Origin of the sequence: Paenibacillus lactis (assembly GCF_017873605.1) — a bacterium.
GTDB classification, from domain to species: Bacteria; Bacillota; Bacilli; order Paenibacillales; family Paenibacillaceae; genus Paenibacillus_AQ; species Paenibacillus_AQ lactis.
Window position 1 is genome coordinate 157,409 of record NZ_JAGGKI010000006.1, and the last position, 25,206, is coordinate 182,614.

Annotated in this window: 20 protein-coding genes; 16 read left to right on the forward strand and 4 right to left on the reverse strand. The window is 48.8% G+C overall.

What is annotated here, in order from left to right; all coding sequences use genetic code 11:
- The first annotated feature begins 7 nt into the window (after window positions 1-7).
- A complete protein-coding gene (locus J2Z18_RS13630; RefSeq protein WP_028405105.1) occupies window positions 8-886 on the forward strand; it encodes an ADP-ribosylglycohydrolase family protein in 879 nt (292 codons plus the stop codon).
- A 326-nt stretch (window positions 887-1,212) separates the two neighbouring features.
- Window positions 1,213-1,575, forward strand: a complete 363-nt coding sequence (locus tag J2Z18_RS13635) for a DUF4181 domain-containing protein (RefSeq protein ID WP_007128210.1) — start codon at window positions 1,213-1,215, stop codon at window positions 1,573-1,575.
- An 86-nt stretch (window positions 1,576-1,661) separates the two neighbouring features.
- On the opposite strand, the gene J2Z18_RS13640 is transcribed toward J2Z18_RS13635, so the two are convergent.
- On the reverse strand, window positions 1,662-2,693 hold the full coding sequence (locus J2Z18_RS13640) for a nitroreductase family protein (RefSeq protein WP_007128209.1): 1,032 nt from the start codon (window positions 2,691-2,693) through the stop codon (window positions 1,662-1,664).
- Window positions 2,694-2,750: 57 nt separating this feature from the next.
- Entirely contained in the window at window positions 2,751-3,233 is a 483-nt protein-coding gene (locus tag J2Z18_RS13645) for a MarR family transcriptional regulator (RefSeq protein WP_007128208.1), read from the reverse strand.
- A gap of 658 nt (window positions 3,234-3,891) precedes the next feature.
- Here J2Z18_RS13645 and J2Z18_RS13650 point away from each other — a divergent pair.
- From J2Z18_RS13650 to helD, 7 genes are all read left to right on the forward strand, one after another.
- A complete protein-coding gene (locus tag J2Z18_RS13650) occupies window positions 3,892-6,162 on the forward strand; it encodes a helix-turn-helix domain-containing protein (RefSeq protein WP_028405104.1) in 2,271 nt (756 codons plus the stop codon).
- Window positions 6,163-6,432: 270 nt separating this feature from the next.
- Window positions 6,433-7,398: an ABC transporter permease gene (locus tag J2Z18_RS13655; protein ID WP_007128206.1), complete on the forward strand. Its 966-nt coding sequence runs from the start codon at window positions 6,433-6,435 to the stop codon at window positions 7,396-7,398.
- 14 nt (window positions 7,399-7,412) lie between these two features.
- Window positions 7,413-8,312 (forward strand): carbohydrate ABC transporter permease, encoded by a 900-nt coding sequence (locus J2Z18_RS13660; RefSeq protein WP_007128205.1) that lies wholly within the window; start codon window positions 7,413-7,415, stop codon window positions 8,310-8,312.
- 51 nt (window positions 8,313-8,363) lie between these two features.
- A complete protein-coding gene (locus J2Z18_RS13665; protein ID WP_007128204.1) occupies window positions 8,364-10,007 on the forward strand; it encodes an extracellular solute-binding protein in 1,644 nt (547 codons plus the stop codon).
- Between the two features lie 190 nt (window positions 10,008-10,197).
- Window positions 10,198-11,277, forward strand: a complete 1,080-nt coding sequence (locus J2Z18_RS13670; protein WP_050954003.1) for a glycoside hydrolase family 88/105 protein — start codon at window positions 10,198-10,200, stop codon at window positions 11,275-11,277.
- 305 nt (window positions 11,278-11,582) lie between these two features.
- Window positions 11,583-12,260, forward strand: a complete 678-nt coding sequence (locus J2Z18_RS13675) for a DUF1796 family putative cysteine peptidase (protein ID WP_034273142.1) — start codon at window positions 11,583-11,585, stop codon at window positions 12,258-12,260.
- Window positions 12,261-12,596: 336 nt separating this feature from the next.
- Window positions 12,597-15,011, forward strand: coding sequence for an RNA polymerase recycling motor HelD (gene helD, locus J2Z18_RS13680; protein ID WP_007128200.1), 2,415 nt, complete (start codon window positions 12,597-12,599; stop codon window positions 15,009-15,011).
- A gap of 464 nt (window positions 15,012-15,475) precedes the next feature.
- Here the strand turns inward: helD and J2Z18_RS13685 are convergent, their stop codons facing one another.
- Window positions 15,476-16,378 carry a LysR family transcriptional regulator gene (locus tag J2Z18_RS13685; RefSeq protein WP_007128198.1) on the reverse strand — a complete coding sequence of 301 codons (903 nt, stop codon included), beginning with the start codon at window positions 16,376-16,378 and terminating at the stop codon, window positions 15,476-15,478.
- Between the two features lie 192 nt (window positions 16,379-16,570).
- On the opposite strand from J2Z18_RS13685, the gene J2Z18_RS13690 reads away from it, so the two are divergent.
- From J2Z18_RS13690 to J2Z18_RS13715, 6 genes are all read left to right on the forward strand, one after another.
- Entirely contained in the window at window positions 16,571-17,041 is a 471-nt protein-coding gene (locus tag J2Z18_RS13690) for a DinB family protein (RefSeq protein ID WP_007128197.1), read from the forward strand.
- Between the two features lie 100 nt (window positions 17,042-17,141).
- The gene (locus tag J2Z18_RS13695) at window positions 17,142-17,546 is read left to right on the forward strand and encodes a nuclear transport factor 2 family protein (protein WP_007128196.1); all 405 of its coding nucleotides are present in this window, start codon (window positions 17,142-17,144) and stop codon (window positions 17,544-17,546) included.
- A gap of 335 nt (window positions 17,547-17,881) precedes the next feature.
- Complete coding sequence (locus tag J2Z18_RS13700) at window positions 17,882-19,129, forward strand: MFS transporter (protein WP_007128195.1); 1,248 nt, start codon at window positions 17,882-17,884, stop codon at window positions 19,127-19,129.
- Window positions 19,130-19,705: 576 nt separating this feature from the next.
- The gene (gene hxlA, locus J2Z18_RS13705; RefSeq protein ID WP_007128193.1) at window positions 19,706-20,338 is read left to right on the forward strand and encodes a 3-hexulose-6-phosphate synthase; all 633 of its coding nucleotides are present in this window, start codon (window positions 19,706-19,708) and stop codon (window positions 20,336-20,338) included.
- Entirely contained in the window at window positions 20,331-20,906 is a 576-nt protein-coding gene (gene hxlB / locus J2Z18_RS13710; RefSeq protein ID WP_007128192.1) for a 6-phospho-3-hexuloisomerase, read from the forward strand. Before hxlA ends, hxlB begins: the two co-directional genes overlap by 8 nt.
- Window positions 20,907-20,988: 82 nt before the next feature.
- A complete protein-coding gene (locus tag J2Z18_RS13715; protein ID WP_007128191.1) occupies window positions 20,989-21,345 on the forward strand; it encodes a winged helix-turn-helix transcriptional regulator in 357 nt (118 codons plus the stop codon).
- A gap of 135 nt (window positions 21,346-21,480) precedes the next feature.
- Here J2Z18_RS13715 and J2Z18_RS13720 read toward each other — a convergent pair whose 3' ends face one another.
- Entirely contained in the window at window positions 21,481-24,021 is a 2,541-nt protein-coding gene (locus J2Z18_RS13720; protein ID WP_007128190.1) for an S-layer homology domain-containing protein, read from the reverse strand.
- Between the two features lie 317 nt (window positions 24,022-24,338).
- On the opposite strand from J2Z18_RS13720, the gene J2Z18_RS13725 reads away from it, so the two are divergent.
- Window positions 24,339-24,566 (forward strand): hypothetical protein, encoded by a 228-nt coding sequence (locus J2Z18_RS13725; RefSeq protein ID WP_007128189.1) that lies wholly within the window; start codon window positions 24,339-24,341, stop codon window positions 24,564-24,566.
- Window positions 24,567-25,206: the final 640 nt, after the last annotated feature.

The window sequence follows — 25,206 nt, forward strand, 5'->3', positions numbered from 1 at the left end:
TGCTTGAATGGATAACATAATATTTGACCGAATCAAGGGCGGGCTGTACGGGGTGGCTGTGGGCGACGCGCTTGGCGGAACGACGGAGTTTATGACTGAACGGGAGATCGAGGAGAAGCATGGTTATTTGACGGAGATCATTGGCGGTGGGGTATGGCACCTGGAGCCTGGGGAAGTGACCGATGATACGATGATGACCCTGTGCGTGGCAGCAGGAATCCTCGAAAATCCTGTTGAACCAATGGAAGCAATCGGGCGTTTCTTTATGGAATGGTATCAATCGAGACCTAAAGACATAGGGAATATCATCCGACACGTGTTTCAAAAATACGAGGGCGATTGGCTCGAAGCCGCGTTTGTGGCGCACATGGATATGGGGCAAAGCGGCGGGAACGGATCCCTCATGCGATGCCTGCCTGCGGCGTTAGCGTATAAGGACCCGGCAGATATTGATCGAATGACGGCTATGCAGTCACGCATGACGCATTATGATCCAAGGTGTACTGAAGCCTGCATCATGTATAACCGAATGGCTCAGCGCCTTCTGCAGGGAGAACACTTAAGAACGGCGATCATGGCCGAAGTGGCGGGAAGCGAATACGAGGACATCATTGAAGAACGGCCGGATTGTCCGACAAGCGGGTATGTGGTACATACCTTCCGGTGGGTGCTCCACATCCTGCTCCAAACGTCGGATTATGCAGAAGTCGTGCAGAAGGCGGCAAATCTAGGCGGTGATTCCGATACGATCGGCGCGATCGCCGGTGGGTTGGCAGGCATCTACTACGGTTATGCGGGCATTCCGGCCCGATATGCCGAGGCGATTTTGATTAAGGAGAAGCTTGATGAGATCAGCTCGCAGCTATATGCATTGAAAATTTCGTAGTGAGGAGTCGCGGAATCCGCGGCTTTTTTTGTTTCCCATGAAGCTCAAGTCCTTGTTTACCAAGAAGTACCCGTTAGATAAAGAGCAGCAGAGCGGTCTCGAGTATTAGATATCAGCCACTCCGATGATTCCTTATGTTAACCTGCAAGCATGGTGTGTTAATCAATTAAGAAGGCGTTTCCTTAAATCCATTGATCCAAACAAGAAAGTAGTGTATTTTAATAGGAAGGGATCACCTTTATTACCAAATTCGAGCAGCTGTACACAAAACTTGAGCGTTAAGTCAAAAGTGATACTGTCCGTTATCTTAGAAAGGGGGCAGTTGAATGTTTCAGATTAGTATCATTTTGTATGCAATCGTAGTCGTTATCGGTTACTTATGGATGAGAAAAAAAATGAAAGTCACCTACAATTCAAATGGGCCGCTGTATAAGCATATCAACCGATTTCATCTCATGGGGGAGCTCATCATTGTTGCGGTTTCTTTAATCGCCCTCTTCTACACGAGGCTTGTTCTGGAATGGAGATGGGAGGCTTATCAGGACTTTATTCTTGTGCTAGTCTTTCTGCATGCATTCCGATCCGTTGTTGAAAGACGCTTCAATAAGGAATCCAAACAGCACCTCCTAAGCGCCTACACAAGTGTCAGCAGCTTGCTGCTCTTCCTTGGTGTTGAGCTGTTCGTTTGATATTGCAAGCAGGATCCACCGTATTTTCTAAAAAGGGTCGTAAGGACATTCGTTTGAAGGAACGAATGTCCTTTTTTCCTATATCATCATAAATGCGTGAGGTTCAGCAATGGGGGAGCAGACGGTGCCGATTGTGAGAATGGATCATCTTCCCCGAGCTCCAGCACCGCTACGATCCGCTCCAGTGGACGGATGCCGAATAGCTTGCAATGATCCTGGTTATATATCCATTCCGGGACCGTTCGGCGTGCGTACCACGGTTTGGATTTGGCCAGCAATTGAAAGTTCTGGATCAAACAGCATACCGCTGCATAATCCTCCTCCTGCTTATGGGAATCTGCTTCTTCCTTGGCTACGACTAGGAGGAGGGCAGGCGAAGGATTCCCTTGCAAGACAGGCAGCTTTCCGGCTGCTCCGCTGCCCGTTACATAGATAAAACGCCACGGTTCCCTTAATCCGTCATTAGGCGCCCAGACGGCGTCATTCAGAACCTCCAGAATGCTTTGCTCTGAAATCCGGGCGTTATTCGATTGCACTTCACTCGGCTGTCCGTCTCCGACGATCAAGGTCCATTTTTGTTCCGCCGGCGTTCTTCTTCGGGCTCTCGGCACTTTATCGAAATATCCCACGTGTAAAATTCCAGCAAAACGTTCCCCCTCTTGCAAACCGATTTCCGCAAGAAACGATTCGCTTTGAAGCATCGGATCCGTGTCCCACAGCGCGCCCAACCCGCGCTCCCAACCAAGCAGGAGAAAATTTTCCATGATACTGCACACGGCAGCGTAATTTTCATCGCGCTGTCGCTGATCGGAGGCGGATTCCGCGATGAAGATCAGGTGCGAGGGAATATCCGTTATCTGTTTTATGAAATAATTGATCATTTTAGCAGGGATAAGCTTGCCGAATTTGCTTTCCTTCATTTTGGCGATCATGCTCTCAACCAGCCTTTGACGCGACTCTGCCGTGCCGGCGTATAGGCAACGCCAGCGCGGTGTACCTTCGGTCTCGTACAGTTTGGCTGCATCAGTCAGCAAGGATACGATTATATCAGGGTCAACCGGGGTTGGGTTGAATCTCCGGATGGTTCTGCGTTCTCTTATCGTTTGGGAATAATTCAATGTAATTCCTCCTCGGAAAATTGTTTACTAGTAAACAAAAATATTAAAAAAATTTGTTTATCTCTCGTCTATGTACCGGGCCATTCCCTGAAAGAACTTCAAAATCGTATGCAGCTCATCGTCGGAGTAATGGTCCAAAAAACGCATAAATCGCTGCTCTTCCGCTTCGTGCATAGACCGATGCATTTCAAACAGCTGTTTCCCTTGGGGGGTAAGACGAAAGTACACCTCTTTGCGATTATCATTGAGCTGGGTCCGATGAATAAGCTCAAGCTCAAGCAGCTTTTTGCTAATCTTGGTAATGCTGGCCTTTGACAATTTTAATTTCTCGGCAATCGCGGAATGATTGATCGGTTCATGATCGCCGATACAATCCAGAACATGAATGGTCGATAAGTTTCCAGGCACGTCTTTCAGCTGCTGAAGCTGTACCATCTTTTTGATTTCTTTAAGCTCCAGCTCCATTCTCTGTTCATGCAAATGGGAAAAATGAAGCAGCTGTTCATAAATTAACGTCTTGATACGGTCAGGATAATCCATGCTTCGGTCCACACTCCATTTTGTTTACTTGGAAACTAAAATATCATAGTTCACATGATTCGGCAAGTGCGTGCTGCTGCTTGGTAAATCATGAAATATGCTGCATAAGATCGGTTTTATCTAACAAAAATAAAAGACAGCCTGCCTAAAAATCCAAACGTTTAGAGGAGCAGATGATGTATTTTTCTGTTCGTGATCGTCAGTTGTCGAACGCAACGTTAGGCCGTATCGTAGTCCGTCATAACACCAAACAACCGCCGTCACTGCACGGCGGTTGTTTGGTGCTGTGTCTTACATAGTCAATCGACGGTAATCAACGTAACCGTATCAAGCTGACTTGCGCTGCTAACCATGCACAAGGATGACAAATGTTATTTTATATCTGGTCAGGTGATGATCCAACGGGAACATAATTGACGCACGACATTACTGATCATCTTGGCAAAATTTGATCCCATTTTCGCAAAAGGATCAGATTTTGATCATGAAGATCAGTTATGGCGATTTACGAGCTGGTCCCCATTGACTTAACATATAATGCGAAATCTGAACAAAACAGACACCTAAAAGCGAAGACAAATGAAAGCGCTTTAGTTATCTTAATACATACATAAGTGTTTTTTTCTTATGCAATCAATTTAGGGTATGGAGGGGTCCAATGAAGCGAATTCCAATGATGATGCAATTGGCATTTATCCTATTCTGCATCATGGCCGTACCGATGGCCATCTTAACCTGGTACAGCAGCTCCCAGATCCTGCAAAATTCGGAGCATGCCTTCGCCGAAACCTCGCTTGCAGAACTAAATGCCAATCGCGAGCTGAATGAGAATGCTCTGAGCAATCTATCCCAGAATACGGTACGCCTTGGCGGCACCGACATCTTCGATCGAATCCGTCCGTTCAAGTCTCTAGCTGAACTCAAAACGAATTACATGAATGTAAGCAAGGCAATGGCGGTACTCAAGGAATTGTTGAATCTGAATCAGAGCGTCGACGGGGTATATTCGTCTTTCTTTTATCTTGACGATGCGAATTACGTAATATCGACGGACAAAGGCATTACAAGCTTGGACAAATACGAGCCGATCGACTGGCTGAACGAAGCGCTTATGGAGCAAAAAGGAATCCGCGGCGTATGGTATCCGCGCAAGCTTGATTCGGGCGTGAATGTCTTATCGTTCGCATTGCCTTTAAATCGGCTTTCAACCGCTACTCGCGGAACGATTGTTGTCAATTTGAAGGAGAGTCAAATCCAGCAGTACCTGCAATCAACGAAATCGGGGAAACAAGGTTATTTTCTCATGAAGTCAAGCGGGACAATCATCTCCCATCATGACAAGAATTTGCTGCTCAAGAACGCGTATGAGGAACCATTCATCCACGATATCGCCCAGGAGGCATTGCCTGAAGGGTATATGTTCCGTGAGCTTAACGGCGAGCGATTACTGTATGCGTGGTCCCGTACGAAAGAATTCGGTTGGACAAACGTAAGCATCTACTCAGTCGATGATTTGATGAACAAGCCCCACAATTTGCAGCGAAGCATCATATTCCTTACGATCGTCATTATTTTCGCGGGATCCATCCTGACCGTTTTCATTGCCACTTGGTTGTCCAAGCCGGTCAGGGAACTGGTTCGTACCGTTCGCGGTCGCGTCAATCCGGGGGTCCGCAATAAGAATGAGTTCGTCTTTCTGGAGGCTGCATTCAGGCGGATGCAGGAAGAGGAGGAAGGGTTGTATCAGCTGCTGAGTATCCGCGAGCAGGATGCCCAAAGCCACGCCATCCATCGTTTGCTGCGGGGGGAAGTAACGTCTCAGGCGGAAGAAATTTTCCCGGACTTGCACTTTCTTGTAGCCGTCGTTTCCATCGACGGTTACCGGAATTATATAAGCCGGAACAATCCCGAAACGCGCAGCTACCATCGCTACTTGCTCATCTCGAAATGTGCTCACTTGTTCCACAAAGGCGTTCAAGCGCGCTGCGTCTATCACGGCGACGGGCACTTCGCCATCCTGATCAACTATGGACAGGACGAAGATGACAACCATAGAATCGGCATTCATGCCGCTTTAGAAAAGATGAAGGACGATACAGCTGAATTGCTGGAGCATTCAGTCACAATTGGTGTGAGCCGTCCGGCAGATTCAATCCGGCTGGTCTCGGATCGGCTGGCGGAGGCGCTGGAAGCGATCAAGCAGCGGATGATCGCCGGCAGCGGCGGAATCACATATTGGAAGGAGGAGGAAGGTCGGGACAAAAAATATATCTATCCGTCTAACAGCGAAAGACGAATTCTAAACTTCCTTGACCAAGGCAATCTGGACAGCATCATTGAAGAGCTGAGAATCATACGCGTCGAAATCCGTTCTGCCGATTACGTGTCCTACGATAATATCCTATTCATCTATCATCAATTGGTTGGCGTGACCATTAAGCACCTTAGAGAGAATAACGTCAGCACCGCGCGGATTTTCTCCAGGAGGGGGAATATTTATGCTGCATTGGCTTCATTCGATACACTCGATGAGCTTGAAGAATATCTGATTGGATTTTACAGCGAAATTGTTCACTACCTTACGCGCTCACCGGGCGGGACCCACAAATATGCCGAGCGAATCATCCATTATTTGAATGAGCACTATCGTGAGGAAGTGGTGTTTGAAGAGATGGCTAAGGAAATCGGTATCAGCTACTCTTACATGCGAAAGATCGTCTACGAACAAACGGGCAAAAGCCTGTCCGACTATCTCAACCTGCTGCGGATCGAGAAGGCCAAAGAGCTGCTTCTTGACAGTAACCTGTCGATTGCCCAAATTGCGTCCGAGGTAGGTTACATGAATGTACGAAGCTTCAATCGCCTGTTCCGAAAATTCGAAGGGATGCCGCCGAGCAGCTACAAGCTGCACAGATCCAAAACCTCGTGACCTGCAGAAACGGTCCTTAAGCTTGGTCCACAGGCTAACTGATGTAGCTGCCGGAACGGACAACACACCCTATTTGATTCAAGCAGCCATAAATGATTCTTAGTTTCTCAGGAATTGCGGATCAGATGGAATTTGAATCAAAAGTGGCTGCAGTGTATCAATATTCGGCGTTTACCTTTGAATGATCGGGACGATATGATATGTCCAACCTCGAGGTCATCCATTAAGGGGAATGCACGGAGGAGATCAAGCCATGGAGGAGGTGAAATTTTGAAAGTCCCAGACACTGCATCAGGATTTGAAACCGCTTCAAATCCCTTCCTAGAAAAGAAACAGGGAATCCTTTATTATCTTCGTCGGAATTGGCAGCTCTATTTTCTGCTTCTCATCCCGTTAGCGTTTGTCTTGGTCTTTAAGTACGCGCCGATGAGCGGTCTTATCCTTGCGTTTAAGGATTATAAGATTGCCCACGGATTTTGGGGCAGTGAATGGGTCGGGCTGGAAGTGTTCAAGGACATTTTCGCCAAATCCGATTTCGGTCGCGCCATTCGCAACACGCTGTTGCTGAACGTGTCGGATCTGATATTTAGTTTTACCATGCCAATCATCCTGGCATTATTGCTCAACGAGGTAAAGAACGCTTTATTCAAGCGCGTGAATCAGACGCTGCTCTATTTACCGCACTTTCTGTCCTGGGTCATTATCGGGGCAATCGCCTATCAATTGCTGGGCGAAGGAACCGGCATGATCAATAATCTGATCGCCAATTTGGGGGGGACACGAATTCCGTTCCTTCAAGATAACGTCAATTGGCTAATCAGCTATATCTTCATTGGCGTATGGCAGAGCATGGGCTGGGGAACCATCATCTACCTGGCTGCGATAAGCGGCATTAATCCCGAGCTATATGAAGCGGCGGTCGTGGATGGTGCGGGCCGATGGCGGAAAATGTGGAACATCACGCTGCCCTCGATCCGGGTGACGATCGTGACCTTGCTTATTTTGAACCTGGGCCATGTGATGGCTGGTTCCTTCGAGCGGGTCTTTGCCTTATCGAATAAAGCAACCACGGAGTTCACCACGACCATACCCGTTCTCGTATACCGCTGGGGGATCGAGGGTGGCAACTTCAGCCGAGCAACCGCCCTCGGATTGTTTCAGGCAGTCGTAGGGCTCGTCCTCATTTTGTTGGCGGATCGGGTTGCCAAGAAATTAGGCGAAGACGGCGTGATATAGAAAGGAGGGAAGCGATGAAAACAACCGCCAGCAGCCATGCCGTGCGCCGCATCAGGAAACTGGACCTATGGGATATTCTGATCCGTCTCTTTCTCATTGCAGCCTCACTGGCTTGCTTGCTGCCATTCGTTCATGTCGTCGCCAAATCTTTAAGCGAGGACGCTTACGTTATTGCTAACAAGGTGTTTCTCTGGCCGGCGGGCTTCACGCTGGATGCTTACGGCAAAGTGTTTGCCGATCAGAGCATCCTGAGGTCGCTTTACATATCCGTGATCATTACGGTGCTGTTCACCGTGATCGGCATGATCGTCACCATTTGCGCAGCCTACCCGCTATCCCGAAAACAGCTGAAGGGCCGTTCGTTCTTCACCTTCATCTTCATGTTTACGATGTTCTTTGGAGGCGGCATCATTCCTGAATATATGCTGATCAACAGCTTGGGGATGCTTGATTCGATCTGGTCTCTCATATTGCCGCTCTCCTTTAGCGCGTTCAACCTGCTGATCTTAAGAACTTCGATTTCCAGCAATATTCCGGCGAGCTTGGAAGAATCGGCCCGGATGGATGGGGCGGGGCATTTCCGGATTCTGTTCAGCATCGTGCTGCCGCTCTCCAAGCCGATTCTGGCGACATTGTCCCTATTCTACGCGGTCGGACGCTGGAACGCTTATCAGGACGCGCTGTTCTATATTAAGCATAATGTCGATCTGCGGCCGCTGCAGCTGAAACTATATTACCTGGTGGTTCAGGCCAGCGAGAGCTTTCAGCTAGAGATGACGCAGGTCTCGCTCAGCAATCCTGAAGTGCTCAAGGCAGCGTGTGTCGTTTTCGCGACTTTGCCGATCATTTGTGTCTATCCGTTCATTCAAAAGTATTTTGTAAAGGGAGTCATGCTTGGTGCTATTAAGGAATAACGTCTGCGATTCCGTTGCTTCGATAATTTGAAGGTGAAAAGGGGATATACGATGAGCAAACCGAAAATCATGTCATTGTTCATGGCTTTCATCTTGATTACCGCGCTTCTAGCTGGCTGCACGGGGAGCAGCACCAATAGTAAGAAGGAGCCAGCTCCAACGAATGAAGGTGCCACTCCAAGCGAAAACGCCGAAGGCAGCTATCCCGATTACTCGCAAGGCTTTCCGGAGAGAGTTACGCTCGAAATCCCGGTATATGAGCGTGCGTTCGAGGGCTGGAACGTCACGGACAACTATTACACCCGCTGGATTCAGAAGGAATTCGGCGACAAATACAATATCGAGGTCAAGTTTACGCCGATCGCCCGTACGAACGAAGTGACAACTTATCAGCAGCTGCTCGCTGCAGGCAAAGCGCCGGATATTATTTTCCACTACGACATGCCGCAAGCGCTTGCATATTACGGGGAAGGTGTTATGCAGGAGCTGGACTGGAAAGAGATTGAACACTATGCTCCAACGTATTGGAGCAATTTGAGCGAGACGATTCTGCAATACGGGATAGTTGATGGGAAAAATACGTTCGTATTCGCTGCGCGTCCTGATTTCAATAACTTTGTCAGCATCATTCGTAAAGACTGGGTGGAGAAGGTGGGCATGAAAGTCGAGGACTTGACCTCGCTTGAGAAGTACAATGAAATGCTTGTCAAATGGAAGGAAGCAGGGATCGGCGTTGCGGGGGCCGGATTGACGCGGAATGTATTCAACTATAGCTACGCATTCCGTGATTGGCCGATCGATCCGAAGACGCACGCGCTTTACTCCGATTTGTCTGTTGCGGACTTTACGACGCCGGCTTCCGAAGCCTGGCTGCGTAACCTTAGCTATCAATACCATAACGGACTTATTGACAAAGAGTTCTATCTTCGCGACGATGATAACAAGCTCAAGGCCGAATTTGTAGCGGGGAATACAGGCACCTATGGTCTATACCTTACCAACAACACCGATGTGTTTGAAGCTACGCTGAAAAATAATCCGGATGCTGAATTTGCCGTGCTTCCTCCAGGCTCGGGCGTACCGGAGGGGAATGTGCCGCAAGGACGCGCCGACTGGCCGTTCGGCCTGATCATGGGAATTAATCATGAATCGACGGCTGAGGAGCGCACGGCGGTATGGATGTATCTCGAGTGGATGAGCCAACCGGAGAACCTGATGTTCCTCCAGAACGGGGTGGAAGGCGAGAATTATACGCTCGATTCCGATGGCCTTCCGGTGAAAAATCCGGATTTCAAGGGAGAATCCGTACTATCTCAGAACAATAACAAGGACTATTGGGCACTTGTTACGGAAGCACCATCCTTCGCGACGCCAGAACTTACCCTTAAGGCGAACAAAAATAACTGGACGCCTGCAGGTTACGAGCAGATTGTCGAGGACATGATTAAATACCGTAACGAGACCAAACCATACCAGACGCCGGATCCGCTGTTCACCGTAGTTCTAGAAAAGGTTACCGAGTATAAGGCGGATTTGAACAACCTCTTCCAGGAGCTGTATCTTGATATTATCCTTGCGCCGGCCGACCAGTTCGATGCGAGATACGAAGCGGCCAAGCAGAAATTCCTCGACGCAGGCTACCAGGAGATTTTGGACGAGAAGCAAAAAGCGATTGATGCAGGTCAATTCCGGTAATCGTGAAAATCTAGCGATATACGAAGTTGGAGGAAAGAAATGATCCGATTATAATTAAATTAGTGAATCTGCTAGCAGCGGCGACCGTATGAACATTTCGTACGGCTGCCTCGAACGGTACAATCAATCGTACAACCAATACACAGAGCTCCTGCCGCAAGCGGGGGCTCTGAATGATATGGAGGGTAATATGAATCTGAAACTAGATATTGCTTTAGAAGATTTGAAGGAAACCGCGAAGCGCATTGCGGACTATACGTTCGGGATGGATTTGACGTGGGACTGGCCGGGCGGCGTCGCATTCTACGGGATTAGCCGGCTGTTCGAGGTCACGGGCGAGCACGCTTACCTGGATCGGATGATCGATTGGGTGGAGGAGTACCTCGAAGCGGGCATTCCGGAAGAATGGACCGTGAACACTTGCGCGATGGGGCATATGCTGTTGACCCTGTATGATCAGACAAAGGATCAAAAATATCTGGATCTCATTTTAAGTAAAATTGATTATTTGGAGCATCAAGCTTTGCGCTTCGGTGACCGGGTCCTTCAGCATACGGTGTCGGCCAACAATGACTTTCCGGAGCAGTGCTGGGCGGATACCCTGTTCATGGCAGCATATTTGGAGCTTCGGGTCGGCGTGATGCTTGAGAAGAAGACGCTTATAGACGACGCGCTGCATCAATTCGAACGGCATATTCATTACCTGCAAGATGAGGATTCCGGGCTGTGGTACCATGGATACAACCACGTCAAAAAGGACCATATGTCCGCCATCCATTGGGCGCGCGCCAACGCCTGGGCAGCCTATACGATGTCCCGTGCGGCAAGGGGGCTGCCGGAAGGGTATCTTTATCCTCCGATGATGCATATATGGAGCTCCTTGCGCGACCAATTGGCAGCCGTTAAACGGCTGCAGCATGAGGACGGGCTATGGGGCACCGTACTCGATTACCCGGATGCTTACGGCGAAGTATCGGCTACAGCAGGAATTGCAGCAGCCATGGTAATGCAGGGCAATCCGCTGCACGCGAAATATGTGAGAAGAGCCTTGGACGGCGTGCTCGCCAATATTGCGGATAACGGGCGGGTCCTGAACGTGTCCGGTGGTACGGCGGTCATGAACGATATCGAAGGATATCTCGGCATTGACCGGAAATGGGCACAGGGCTGGGGACAAGGATTGGCGCTGGCGTTCCTGGCGGCAGTCATTGAAGTAGTCGAGGCCCAGAGAAACCGCGAGCTGAGCAGACGAAGCGACCAGGTCGATTAGACATCGAAGGAGCAGGGGAAGAAAAGCATCTGAAGGTGAATTTTGATATAAACGAACATGACTTGGAGGGAGGTTACCATACATAAATCAAAGGAGAGCGAGCCTTTTGTCCTTTGCCAAGTCCGAATATGAAGCGATCCAACAAGCGCGGGGATTCGCTAAAGGGTACCGATGGGACCAGAAAACGATTGCCCTATCGAAAAACAAGGGCAGTAATCGCTTCTCGTTGCCCGAACATCTATACGGCTGCTTGTCACAATGCATAGAATAGAGCAGATGTTCTTAACAAGAAAGTGGTGACGAATGTGAAGCTGGGAGACTTGAAAGGCGCATATGATGTCATAATCAGCTTGGGCAGTTGGTGCGGGCCATCCATCTATTTGCAGCGCAAACAGCTGCGGCGTTTTTCCTTCCCGCTGGATTGGATGGTCTCAAGTGCAGTAACGGATGTGACGCATTTGATTAAGAGTCGGTTTGAAGGCTTTATGGAGCTTGGACAGCTCCGGAAGATAGAGGGGACTTCAGCCTATCTGGAGGAAGGGATCACTGTGCCGGAAGGAGGGACGCACCTTAGCGCCCATTTTATTCTCGATTCGCGCTATAATATCATATCGGTCCATGATTTCCCGATCGTTCCGAACCAGGATTGGGTGGCGGCCTATAATGCATATCAGGAAAAGCTTGCCCGACGCATTCAACGGTTTTGGTATGTGCTCCAACACAGCCGCTCCGTTTTGTTCGTCCGGTGGGGAGAGATCGGGGTACAAGAGGCCGTCGCGCTTCATGCCGTCCTGTCCTCGTTGACGCCGGCCAGCTGCAGCATTTTATTCATGCAGCCTGTATCCGGTTTGGAGTCGATTCAGGAGATCGATTGGGAACTAGGCGGCATCAGCACGCTGCAGGTTCCCCTCGAACGGCCCAATGATATAGCAGTGTGGGATTATGCCTTGAACGGTTTGTCATTAACAGGGTACTGGACTTAAGAGGCCTGCCCTGGAACGTGAAAATAGGAGTGCCGGCAATCGCTTAGCCGCACTCCTATTTTTATTAATTTAGTCGCTGTATGCTCATTCCCGGTTTATAGCGAGTACGTTCGATTTTACGAAAAATAAAAAAGCTAGGCTAAAACACCAAGGGGGCAAAAGACAAAATAATAATTGAACGCGAAAAAGCGCTATGTTATAATCAGTAGCGCAATTGAAAATCAAGTTTAATCTGATATTATAATTACTTTTCCTAATTTAATTGTACATCAGTGACCTCTGATTTGTCAATGCACTTTTTTCAGACCAGAATGAAAAGGAGTGTGTTCAAGCGAGATGGAAGCTAAGGGATGGCGGTTAGAACAAGAACGGCTGGATCAAGTTAGGGAAAAGCTGAAGGCTAGGATCGACGCGTTGGAACCGGAAGTTAGCGGTCTGAGCGATCAGGCAGCCGAGATTCGCAGGAGATTCTGGGAAGAGGTTACGGTCAATACGAGTACGGACGAGGAATTTGAAGAAACCTTTTATACGATTAAACAACAGGCCGCGGTACTATCCGAGAGGGAGCGCCGTCATCGGCTTCTGCTGCAGCAGTGGAGGAGCTTCAATCGAATGCTGCCTTCTCCATATTTCGGACGCGTCGATTTTCTGGAGGACGGCTTGAACGGGAGCGAGCAGATTTATATCGGCGTATCCTCCTTCGTCGATGAAGATGGATTGACCTTCCTGGTATATGATTGGCGCAGCCCCATCGCAAGTCTCTACTACGATCATTCCCCTGGCGCTGCCTCTTACGACACTCCGGTCGGGCGGATCACGGGTACGATGGAGCTGAAACGGCAATACCAGATCCAGGATGGACAGCTTCGTCGTATGTTTGACGCGAGCGTGACGATCGGCGACGAGCTTCTTCAGCAGATGCTAGCCAAAGGCGCGGACTCGCAAATGAAAAGTATCGTATCCACCATCCAGAAGGAGCAAAATGCCATCATCCGGAACGATCACAGCCGGCTGCTTATTGTGCAGGGTGCAGCTGGAAGCGGGAAGACCTCCGCGGCTTTACAGCGTGTGGCGTACTTGCTGTACAAAAACCGCGATTCGCTTAAGGCGGATCAGATCGTTCTATTCTCACCAAACCAGATGTTTAACAGCTATGTATCCTCCGTCCTTCCCGAGCTTGGCGAGGAGAATATGCAGCAGACGACTTTCCAGGAATATCTCGAATATTGGCTCGGTTCATCCTTCCAAGTGGAGGATCCCTTCAGCCAGATCGAATATGTGCTGACCGCACAATCAACGCCAAACGATGAGGCCCGCCTTCAGGGGATGAAGTATAAGGCGTCCGAGGCTTTCATGAAAGCCCTGCAGAATTATGCACAGTGGCTGGGGCGGGAGGGCATGCTGTTCAACGGCATTCGGTTTCGGGATCGCGTTCTGATCACCGCCGAGCAAATGAGATCGCAATTTTACGGATACGACACTTCCTTGAGCTTGGCCAATCGTGTCGATCTCCTGCAGAAGTGGATTCTGAAGGAGCTTTCACTGCTGGAACGCAAGGAGCTCGGGGCCTCCTGGGTTGAGGAGGAGCTCCATTATCTCGACAACGAGCACTATGCGGAAGTATTCAGTGAGCTGCATAAGGAAAGGGAAGTGCTTGACATTGCTGAGCACTACGCCGTTGTTCGCGAGAAAATAAGCAACAAACGCCGAGAAGACGAAGGCGACTTTGACTTCGCCGAGCGGGAGGAGGACTTACTCCGCCAAAAGATCGTAAAGGCAAGCTTCAAACCGATCCGGAAAAATGTCAAAAGATTTTCGTTCATCGATGTTCACGGCCTGTATACCCAGCTATTTATCGATGAAGCTGCTTATCGGGACAAGACGAATGAGGTCGATATCCCGGTGCTATGGTCTGAAATCTGTAAGCAAACCAAGGATAAGCTGGAGAAGTTTGAAATTTTCTATGAGGATGCCACTCCGTATTTGTATTTAAAAGAATTGATCGAAGGCGTTCGCACGAACACGGAGATTCGGCATGTCTTCATTGATGAGGGGCAGGATTATTCACCGTTTCAATATGAGTATCTCAAAAAACTGTTTCCGCGTGCCCGCATGACGGTACTTGGTGATTTCGGGCAGGCGATTTTTACGCAATCAACGAATCTGCAGGATGCCGAGTCACCGCTGTTCCGGCTCTATGGAGAAACCGAAACATGCTTGATCCGCCTAGTGCGCAGTTATCGTTCAACTCGGGAGATTGTGGAATTTACGAAGGTGCTGCTCTCCGACGCGTCGGAAATCGTCCCGTTTGAAAGGAGCGGACCGAAGCCGCTTCTTGTGAAGGTGGAAGACGGAGAGATGCGTGACATACGTGTATTAAAGGATATTGCAGCGCTTAAAGCCGAAGGCTTCGAATCTATTGCTGTCATTACGAAGACGGCTGCCGAAAGCCGCTCAGCCTTCGAATCATTGCGGAAGCATGGAGGCGAAGCATTGCAGCTCATTACGAAGGAAACGGAAACCTTTGAGAAAGGTGCGATGGTTATTCCCGTGTATCTCGCCAAGGGGGTTGAGTTCGATGCGGTTCTGATATATGAGGCGTCACCGCATGCTTACGGCCGGGACAACGATCGCAAGCTTTTGTATACGGCATGTACCCGGGCCATGCATCAGCTCTTGCTTTATACAACAGGGGACTGGTCGCCATTCGTGGAGAGCATGGACTCTAGTTTGTATGAAATGGTGACTTGATAGCTGGTTCGAAAGCTCGCATATCGATAGACCGTTTCAGTTGCTTGCGTTATTGGAAGGATGATCAGGCGCTGCCTCGATGGGCGCGCCTTTCCTATATCACACGTAACCTTAGTTTACAAATGTATAATTATAGCATTAACGCCCCACATATTGTAAAATAAACCTATGGCTGAAAATGATAAGGCGTTTAACGAAGGAGAGCTAAAAAATGAACCATGGCATGTCAGCGCCATTTAAGATCATTGCATTATTACTAGGGTTCTTCGTGATCGGCCCTCTAGTTGTGATGCTGCTAACATGTTTATTGAATTTCTTTTAAAATGAACGGGTTAACAAAGTATGTCCGAGTGATGGGTGGACAAGAACTCACACCAACGCAAAGTCGCGGATTCCCGCGACTTTTTTGTTGTGCTGACATAAGTTCTTGCATATCCCGATGATTCTTTCACGGATTACCCTGACTATGAAGACTTCGCATGATGGATCGCTGTCTCAATGTAGGCTCTCAAAGTCTTGATGAACGTGCGCATGGCGTATCCGACGTACCTGTCGCTGCGGTAGATCAGACAAATGTCCTGAGAAGGCGTAGGGTTCCTTAGGTGCACCACCTTGATATCTGGATTGTCAAGATTATCCAATAGAAGTCTCGGCAGAACACAAGCGCCAACTCCGCTCTGTACCATCTGAAGGAGTGAAGATAATGTTGTCGTCACCATATGCGGCTGCAGTGCAAAGCCGCTGTCCATACAAAAGTGGTCGATCAGCTTCCGGCACTGATGATCTGGCGGGAACATGACCATTTTTAAGGTTTGCAGCTTACTCAAAGGGATAAAGCTTTCCGTTGCAATGGGATCGTGCATACTTACTGCCAATGAAAACTCCTCATGGAACAAAGGAATCGTTGTGAGCCGCTCATCGATAACAGGTCCAATGGTTACGCCCACATCGATGCTTCGGTCCAGCACTTGTTCCGTTACCTTTGTGGTTTCCAATAGGGACAGCGAAATGGTGGGATAGGTCTGATGGAAGTTGAGCAGCATGGCATTGAACATCAGATCCGCGTCACCGGGCAATACCCCGATGGATAGAGAGCCTCCTTGCATTTGCTTCAGATCTGCGATGGCATCGCCCGCTTGCTGCAAATGTCTGAACACGGCGGCACCATGCTCACGAAGAATCGCACCGGCATCTGTAAGGACAATTGTTTTACCCACACGGTCGAACAATAGAACGCCTAATTCTTCTTCTAGTCGCCTGATCTGCTGGCTGATATTGGGTGCGCTGACTCCCATTTTTTCGGCTGCTCTCGAGAAATGAAGCTCTTCACAAATGGCCATGAAATACTGAAGCTGTTTTAACTCCACCTTCACACCTGCTTTCTATAGCATGTGTATCATGCTTAATGCCTATTGTTGCTCCGACTTCTTCTTGTGTCAACGAGTTATCGTTAACTGATACTTAACGTTACGGTAACGCCCACTGCATTGATGGTAAGTTCCATGAGTCATACAATGGGGACATATCAAGCGGTTCTCATGACAAAGGAGGAAAATAACATGTCTGAAATGATTATCAACACAGCCACAACTGCACGTCAAGTGCTGGTGCAGCAGGTGCAGGCGATTCCGGAGGAACTCTTCGATATTCAACCCGCAGGTTTCAACAATACGGTTCGTTGGAATGTCGGCCATATGATGTATTGGATGGATAAGTATTCTGCCCTGATCTTTAACAGTCCGCCGGTCATACCGGACTCTTATGAAACGCTGTTTAACTCTGGAACAAAGCCCTCGGATTGGACGTTCGATCCTCCGTCAAAGGAAGCGATGGTCGAGATGTTAACAGCTCAGCTTTCCCGCTTATCTGAGCTGACACCTGAAATGCTGGGCGAGAAACTTTCAACTCCGTTTGCCATGGGACCGTTCCAATTCAACACCTCTGGTGAGTTGTTAAACTTCATTCTGATTCACGAGTCGTTTCACCTTGGCGTGATCTCGAGCCAGTTAAAGGTTCTAGCGTTGAGTTAAGCCATGCAGTGCAGGTATCCTATTGCTTATTCTTTATATCAAACAAAGGCGATGAATAAAAGGTAAGCAGCTAATAAATCTTGATGAGGAGGATATGTTCATGGAGAAATCTCTTGATTCTGTCCAATCCCGCACTAGTGAAGTGTTTGATGCTTTTAGGCATGCTTTGGAAACAGGGGATACAGCCGATTTTCTTAAACAGGTTACGGAGGATTTTCATTTCTTCGTTCCACTTCCGTTAGAGGGATGGAATCACAAGCAGGAGGGCAAAGGGCGGTTCGAGGAATTAGTCCGGTTCGAGCGCTCCGTATTTCAGATGCAGCTGACTCCCCTCATCGTGCTGGAGGATGATGACAACGGGATGGTGGTGTTTCGCTCGGAAGGTTCGTTAAATGGGCGGCATTTTAGCAATGAGCTTGCTATCGTCTTCGAATTCGAGGGAGAGCGGACCCGCTGCTTCCGGGAGTATGTAGGAATGCCGTTAAAAAACTATGAAAACCCATAAAGATAATGCCATGAGCAGTAAAAGCAAACTCTTTTACAATAATATGAAAAATGAACCGACCGAGGGTCTGGTTCATTTTTTGTTTATGGCTGCAATTTTATCAGCCAGCGGGTAACAAATACTCATTATTGCAGCGATTCCCGGTAACTCCTCCAGGGCTGATTTGAAGCATCGCCCTGACCATCTACAGGGAAAAATTTTTTCACGCACTCCGAAATATCAGTCTTTAGTAGGAGGTCAACCATGTTGAGGTTCTTATAATTAAAGAATGGAAAGGAGAGCCGTAGCACGACGCAAGATGCACATCTTTATAGACAAATTGGAGGTTGAAAAGGTTGAAGCAAGAAAGAAGCACCCATGCACCAAGCCTGCTTCACAATCGGTTCCTGCAGACGATTTTATTATCAAGCGTGCTCCTGCAGATCGGGATCTGGGTACGTAATTTTGCCATTCTTTTGTATATTGCGGATCGAACGAATAATGATCCATACGCCATTTCTTTAATTAGCGTGGCGGAATTCGCGCCTATTTTTGTGTTTTCGTTCATTGGCGGTACATTTGCCGACCGTTGGCGGCCCAAACGAACGATGATCTGGTGCGATTTATTATCCGCGGTATCCGTATTCGTAGTGCTTCTGACCATACATTTCGGTTCATGGCAATCCGTCTACCTGGTCGCATTCATCTCGGCGATTCTTTCGCAGTTCTCGCAGCCTTCAAGCATGCGGTTGTTTAAGTATCATGTGCCTGAGGAACAGCTGCAGCAAGGGATGGCTCTATTCCAATCGCTGATGGCCATCTTTATGGTGCTTGGCCCTATGCTTGGCACCTTCGTATACAGCACGTTTGGCCTGGAAACATCGATCGCTGTAATGGGCGTCGTATTTCTGCTGTCCGCACTCGTTCTTGTCCGCCTGCCTGAGGATAATATGAAGCCGCAAACGGCCGCTGTAAAAGGGCAATTTCGTAAAGATTTCGCCGAAGGCTTCCGTTATGTTTGGCAAAGCCAAGTCCTGCGCATGCTCGGACTCGCATTTATTCTCGCTGGACTCGCTGTTGGTGTAGCCCAAGCGCTCAATCTGTTTATCGTAACGGAGCGTCTGGGACGCAGCGAGGAGTTTCTGCAATACCTGCTGATGGTGAATGGCGGAGCCATGCTGATCGGCGGCGGGGTCGTCGCTGTTTTTGCCAAGAAGGTTCCGCCTCAGCTTCTTCTTGCTGTGGGCATGCTTTCAGGAGCGGTCTGCACAGCCATTGTCGGGTATTCGACGAGCGTACCGGTCACGCTGGCCGTACAATTTGTGAATGGCCTTGTGTTCCCTTGCATTCATATCGGGATTAGCACCATGATCCTCAAATGGTCACATGCTTCCATTGTCGGCCGCGTCAACGGCGTTCTAAATCCAATGTTCGTCGGCATGATGGTCATATCCATGTCTTTCGCCGGCGCGTTAAAGGACGCCTTTCCGCTGAGCACGATCTATGGCGGAGCAGGATTATTATTCCTTCTTGGTGCACTGGTCATGGTGCCGATCATGAAGCAAAAAGCGCCTGAGCACGTGCTTACTGCGCAAGAGACGTAATCTTGCTGCATTAATAAGATTGCGCTAAGAAAACTATCGTTGAATGAATACGTGGAGGCAGCAGGTCTGATGATCTGGCTGCCTTTTCATTAAGCTAACGGCAGGAGTCTGTGATAGTGAAGTCGAAAATTTGGGTGTAACCATCTCGTAATAGAGTCATGGAGACAACGTATTTTACATATTTTGCAGGCGCACTAAAGTCATATTGGGTTAGGGAGGAGAAAGATGGAGTCGAAGGAAGAGCATTATTCACATGATCATATTATGGAATCAATCCGAAATTTATCCGAGAACGATGCAAAGACATTCTTGAACCTTATTTATGCGCTTTTGAGAGATAACACGCTGCCAAGCGAACAATTGGTTTCCCATGTCTTATCCGTTTATGAGAAAAAGATACCGAGAGTGGTTAAGACAAGGCAGAATAAATGAAGCCCTGAAACCCTTGTCCCGCTTTATTACTTACTTGCAAGTTAGTATCTCACTTATAAGTACGTACTTCCGGATTGTATCGTGTTTACTCTACAATGCTCGTGAAGGCAATAACCAATACGTTCATAAGGAGAGATTAACGATATGGAGCTTCAATTGGCATTGGATTTAGTGAACATTCCGGAAGCGAAACAAGTGGTGGCCGAGGTAGCCGAGCATATTGATATCGTGGAAATCGGCACGCCGGTCGTCATTAACGAAGGGCTGCATGCCGTGAAAGCGATCAAGGAGGCTTTCCCGCATTTGCGAGTGCTTGCCGACCTTAAAATTATGGATGCCGGCGGGTATGAAGTGATGAAAGCATCCGAAGCCGGTGCGGATATTATAACGGTGCTGGGGGTATCCGACGATTCCACGATCAAAGGCGCTGTGGCCGAAGCCCGGAAGCAAGGCAAGCAAGTCATGGTCGATATGATTAATGTAAAAGACATTGAGGGCAGGGCACAGGAGCTTGATGCCTTAGGCGTGGATTATATTTGCGTCCATTCGGGTTATGACCACCAGGCGGAAGGCAAGAATTCCTTCGAGGAATTGGCTGCGATCAAGCGTGTCGTTAAACATGCCAAAACCGCCGTTGCGGGAGGAATCAAGCTGGAGACTCTTCCTGAAGCCATTCAAGCGAAGCCGGATCTTGTCATCGTTGGCGGTGGAATCACGGGTCAATCCGATAAGAAGAGCGTGGCCGCTAAAATGAATCAACTGGTAAAACATGCCTAACCAGATGGGCAAGCCAATCTTTAGGCAGGCCGTTCTAATCGTCAAAGAGCTATCCGAAGCTGTACAGAAGGTCGAAGCCGTTCAGGTTGAAGCACTAATTGAACGAATCCTGCATGCCGATGCCATCTTTGTAGCGGGTGGGGGCAGATCCGGCCTGGTGATGCGAACCTTTGCCATGCGGCTAATGCAGATGGGATATAACGTTCACGTTGTGGGCGACACAGTAACACCAGCGATCGGGTCAGGCGACTTGCTTGTTATCGGTTCAGGTTCAGGAGAAACGCAGAGTCTAGTTGCGATGGCCCAGAAGGCCAAGCATATCGGCTCTGACGTAGCCGCCCTAACGATCCAACCCGAATCTCGCATCGGGCAGCTTTCCGATACGATCGTTCAGCTGCCGGGAAGCACCAAGGAACAGCACCAAGATGCGCTCGTGACCGTCCAGCCGATGGCCTCTCTATTTGAGCAGACAATGTTGATTGTGCTGGATTCCATCATCTTAAGATTGATGGAGGTAAGCGAGCTCCAATCCGACCAGATGTTCAGCCTGCATGCCAATCTGGAGTAGGACACGTCCCTGCGCTATGTACTCCACTTTGATGGGATCTCCGTGACCGTTGTATACTAGTAGGAAAGAAGGGGTGATAATTATGGCAAATGAAGTCAAGAAGCGAATAAATCTCAAAGAAATTAACTGCCATAAGGAGTTAACCCTGGCGGTCATCGGAGGCAAATGGAAGCTGATCATCCTTTGGCATCTTGGCTTGGAGGGCGTTAAACGCTTCGGTGAGCTGAACCGTATGATACCCCACATCACGGAGAAAATGCTGACCAATCAGCTCCGTGAATTGGAGGAGGACCGGCTGGTCCAACGTGTCGTTTACCCCGAGGTTCCGCCCCGAGTCGAATATTCGCTTACGCCTTACGGGGAGAGCTTAATGCCTATCCTGAAATTGATGTACGATTGGGGAAGAGATTACGGCGAACAGTTCGTCTGGACCAAATGAGGGAGCGCTTTATGCGTGCTATGGAGCAAGAGGCTGCATGCGGCATTTTATTATTCAATACAAAAAGCAAGCAGGCTTGCGCAAATAGAACCACCCGTTAATCGGGTGGTTCTATTGACGTTGTCGACTTATTCCTCATTGCGTTTTCGGTGCGTCAATAATATGAAGCTCCTGCTGCCAATTCATTGCGAAATCACTCATGCCGTATATCGTGATTCTGAACTTTCCGCCAGGAAGCTCACCGGCCAGCTTGGAAAGCCCTTTGGGGGTAAGCTGAATCATGACGGCGCGTTTATCCTGCGTGATTCCTGCCTCGAAGTCTTCTCTGTCCACTAACGGGAAGATATCGATGGAATTTTGGCCGAAATCGCCGTTACTGGAGTAATCGACCTGAGCCCTCAGTGGAATGGTCTGAGGATAGGAATATACCGGTTCAGCGGATTGGAATAAGAAGAGTCCTTGAGCGCTGTCGTAGGTTACCCCCGTAACTGTCGGGGGCTCGGAATCAAATCGGATAGGCAATTCGATCTTACCCGCTTCGGCATCCTTCTCGAATACCTTAAAGATGAGGGAGACCGGGCGGTCTTGATTCACATTCGGAACTGGCGCTACCTGGATACCCTGGTCACCGCCAGTCAACTGGATGAGCGATGGATCCGAAGTCTCGATCTCGATATGTCCAATCGTTTCGCCTTCTGACTGAATCTCGAACCCGTAAGCGACAGGATTAAAATGGATTTCCAGTTCTGTGAAAGCATCGTCTCTCGTTACCTTAATTAGGTTTCCAATATTCCTTATATCGTATCGGTCTTCCTCTAGTGAGGAATCTTTAATTCGTGCTGACATGCCGTTCACGCTCAACCTGTTGCTGTTTAACACGAACGATGCATTTTCCTCAGTCAGGGAGATTTTGAGGGGCTTTAAACGACTTCTCTTAAACGCTTCGATTTGTTGGTACAGGTGGTTATATGCGCTGGTCAAACTTTCCACGGTTGAATTTGGGTTGTCCGCAGCGGAGTAAGCATTTAGGATCGCCTGATTCAATTGATCGAACGCGAACGGCGGGTAAGTACCAGCCGTATTCCCCGGGGTTGAGTTATCACGGAGCGTCTCGGCTGATGAAATCAGCTGCTCAAGAAGACTCCTTACGTTGTCCGGCAAATACTGAACCGCGGTCGGCCCGAAGGCTGGTGAGAGCTTTCCATCGGCGCTGCGGACGGCGGTGGAGGCTGATAACGGAGCATACACGACTTCCAACGGTCTGGCCATAGGCTGCGGCTCGGCAAAAGTAACGAGAATATATTGCCCCGTAATCTCAACCCGTTTAATTTCCTGCGGCAATCGCAGCTCTCCATCCTTGGTGTATACGGATATTTCATTGACATTTGGTACGAAGAGGGGGTTAAGTGTCTCTTCGTAAGCGATCGCGAGTGAGCGACCATCGAAAAAATGCAGAGTTGGCTGCTTCATCAGTGGTGCGGAAAGGATAATCTTATTGGAAGGCGCAGACACATTGCCGGCAGCATCGACCGCATACACTTTGTAATCGCCCGGTGACAGATTTAAGGTTGCAATCTGTGTTTCGGTTTGAGCAGCGGCCACGATGGTTTTGTTGGCAAGCTTGTCGGCGACAAAGGATTCAAGCTGGGCTTTCGTGGAGGCGTTCAATGAATATGGAACGAAGTAAACGATACCGGTTTCGCTGCTAGTAACCGCTACGTTATCCCCTACGACGACGGATTCGGCAGACAATAGTCTTACCATTGGAGCCGTAGTGTCCGGCGTGCTTGGGTTGCCGCCCGGATTCGGGTCGCTTGGCGCGGTTGATCCACCGCCGCTGCCCCCGGTGGGTGGCGTTGGATTCTGTGTCGGCTTCTCGGCAGGAGTAGGCGTTTCCTCACCAGGCTTAGGCGTTGGAACTGGCGTTTCAGATGGAGTCTCGAGCTCTTCTTTCACTTTCAGGAATCGGTTGGCTGCTAATGCGACCGATTGCCTGTCCGCCTGACCTGTTGGATTAAACATCTTGTCGTTAATGCCTTTCATGAGCCCAAGCTCCACGGCCGCTGCAACGTGATACTTGGCATAGTCGGCAATGCTTGCCGCATCGGAGAATTTCAATCTACTATCAATGTCTCCAATTTCATCCTTTCCAATACCAACGACGCTTAAGGCTCTTACCAAAAACACCGCCATATCTTGCCGGGATAGGTTCTGTCCCACGCCAAGCATCTCGTTGCCTACGCCTTTAATCAAGCCGGCTTTGACGGCAGCCTCAACGAATGCGTAAGCGTAGTGATCCTCCGGAACGTCTTTGAATGTCGGTTTCTCAGGGTTGGAGTGAATATCAAGCTTTAATGCCTTCGCCAGGATGATGGCAAAGTCCTGGCGCTCGATTTTGCCGGTCGGATCGAACTTGCCGTTGCCCTTTCCATTGATAATACCTTGTTCCACTAATCCCAGAATCGCATCCTTGGCATAGGATTGATTAATATCGTTCAGCGAAATGGAAGCCCCGTGGACGGGATACGTGCATGCGCTCAGCAGCGCAGCCGTGGTCATTACTTTGACGATGAGTTTACGTTTCAGATAAAATCCCCCTCTTGAAATGATAAAATCAATGCCGAATAATGGAATCGGTATGAGATTCGTGATCTTATCATATATGCCGAGGTTCACATCTTGCAATCAAATTTTTAGGAAAATGGTCTGTGATTGAACCGGGGTGAAGGACCTAGTTAACAAAGAGTGATTTCTGATTATTCCATCTAATCTGCAGGCTGATGTTTGATGAGCGGACTCTATTTATTTAGACGTAATGTTCTGGTAGAGTGATACTTTTCACAACTATCGATTTTTGAAATTGCAGCGTTCGTTATGGACCGAACAGCAGGTCATAGACACATACCTTAATCATTCTTGGTAAAAGCCGTAGCATAACATTGGGTTGTACAGGAGAGAATATTTCAATCCGTAGAAGAAGGAGCTGAAGGAGAATGATGAGTCATCCCAAAGATGACTACGGGGTATTGGGTAATGACATCGAAGTCGATTCGGATGTGAATGAGGATCGTAATCGAGAGGAGCAGCTGGATGACTCCTTTGAGTCCTGGTATGAGAGTATGAATAATCAGATCAAGCGGCAGCTAAAGCTCACGAACGTTCCGGAGGACGGTGTTTTCGATTCGGTCGCCGGAACAGATGAAGATTCTGCTCGGCGTTAAGCGCGTGTTCCGCAGAACCGGATTAACCATACTTCAATGCGGGTGCGCATACGAGCGCGAAAGCTCCCACCGAAACGAGTGGTCCCATTGAAATGTAAAACCCACTGTTAAATCATACAGTGGGTTCCGATTAATATTGCTTCCGCCTACGAAACAATCTAATGATCGCATAAATAATGATGATCCATAGCCCAATGCTAAGTAGTGACAGCAAAGGAAACCCAAGCGAAAAACCGGCAAACGGATTGACCAATGATCCCAATATTGTCCCTAGTGCCAATCCCCCGAATAAACCGCCGAAAAAACCGCCGAACCCCGTTCGCGGCGTTGGCGTTGTTCTCGGTTGGCCCGGATTGCGAACGTTTTGGTCCGGTCTCCGCGTCGTACGCCCAGGGGTACCGATTCCCGGATTATAGCTTCGTCTGGGCGAGCGAAATCCGCCGCGTCTATAGGAATGTATCGTATCATCCTGTTCCTCTTGGCTATGATTTACATTGGGTTCGCCGAAAACTTCGGCCGTGGAACATCCAAAAACCAAAGGAAATACCAAGAGCAGTATCAATAACTTCCTCATCATATGCACCTCCTTCTGTAGTGTGCCCTGCCGGCATAAGAACATTCAGACGTTCCAACACACAGA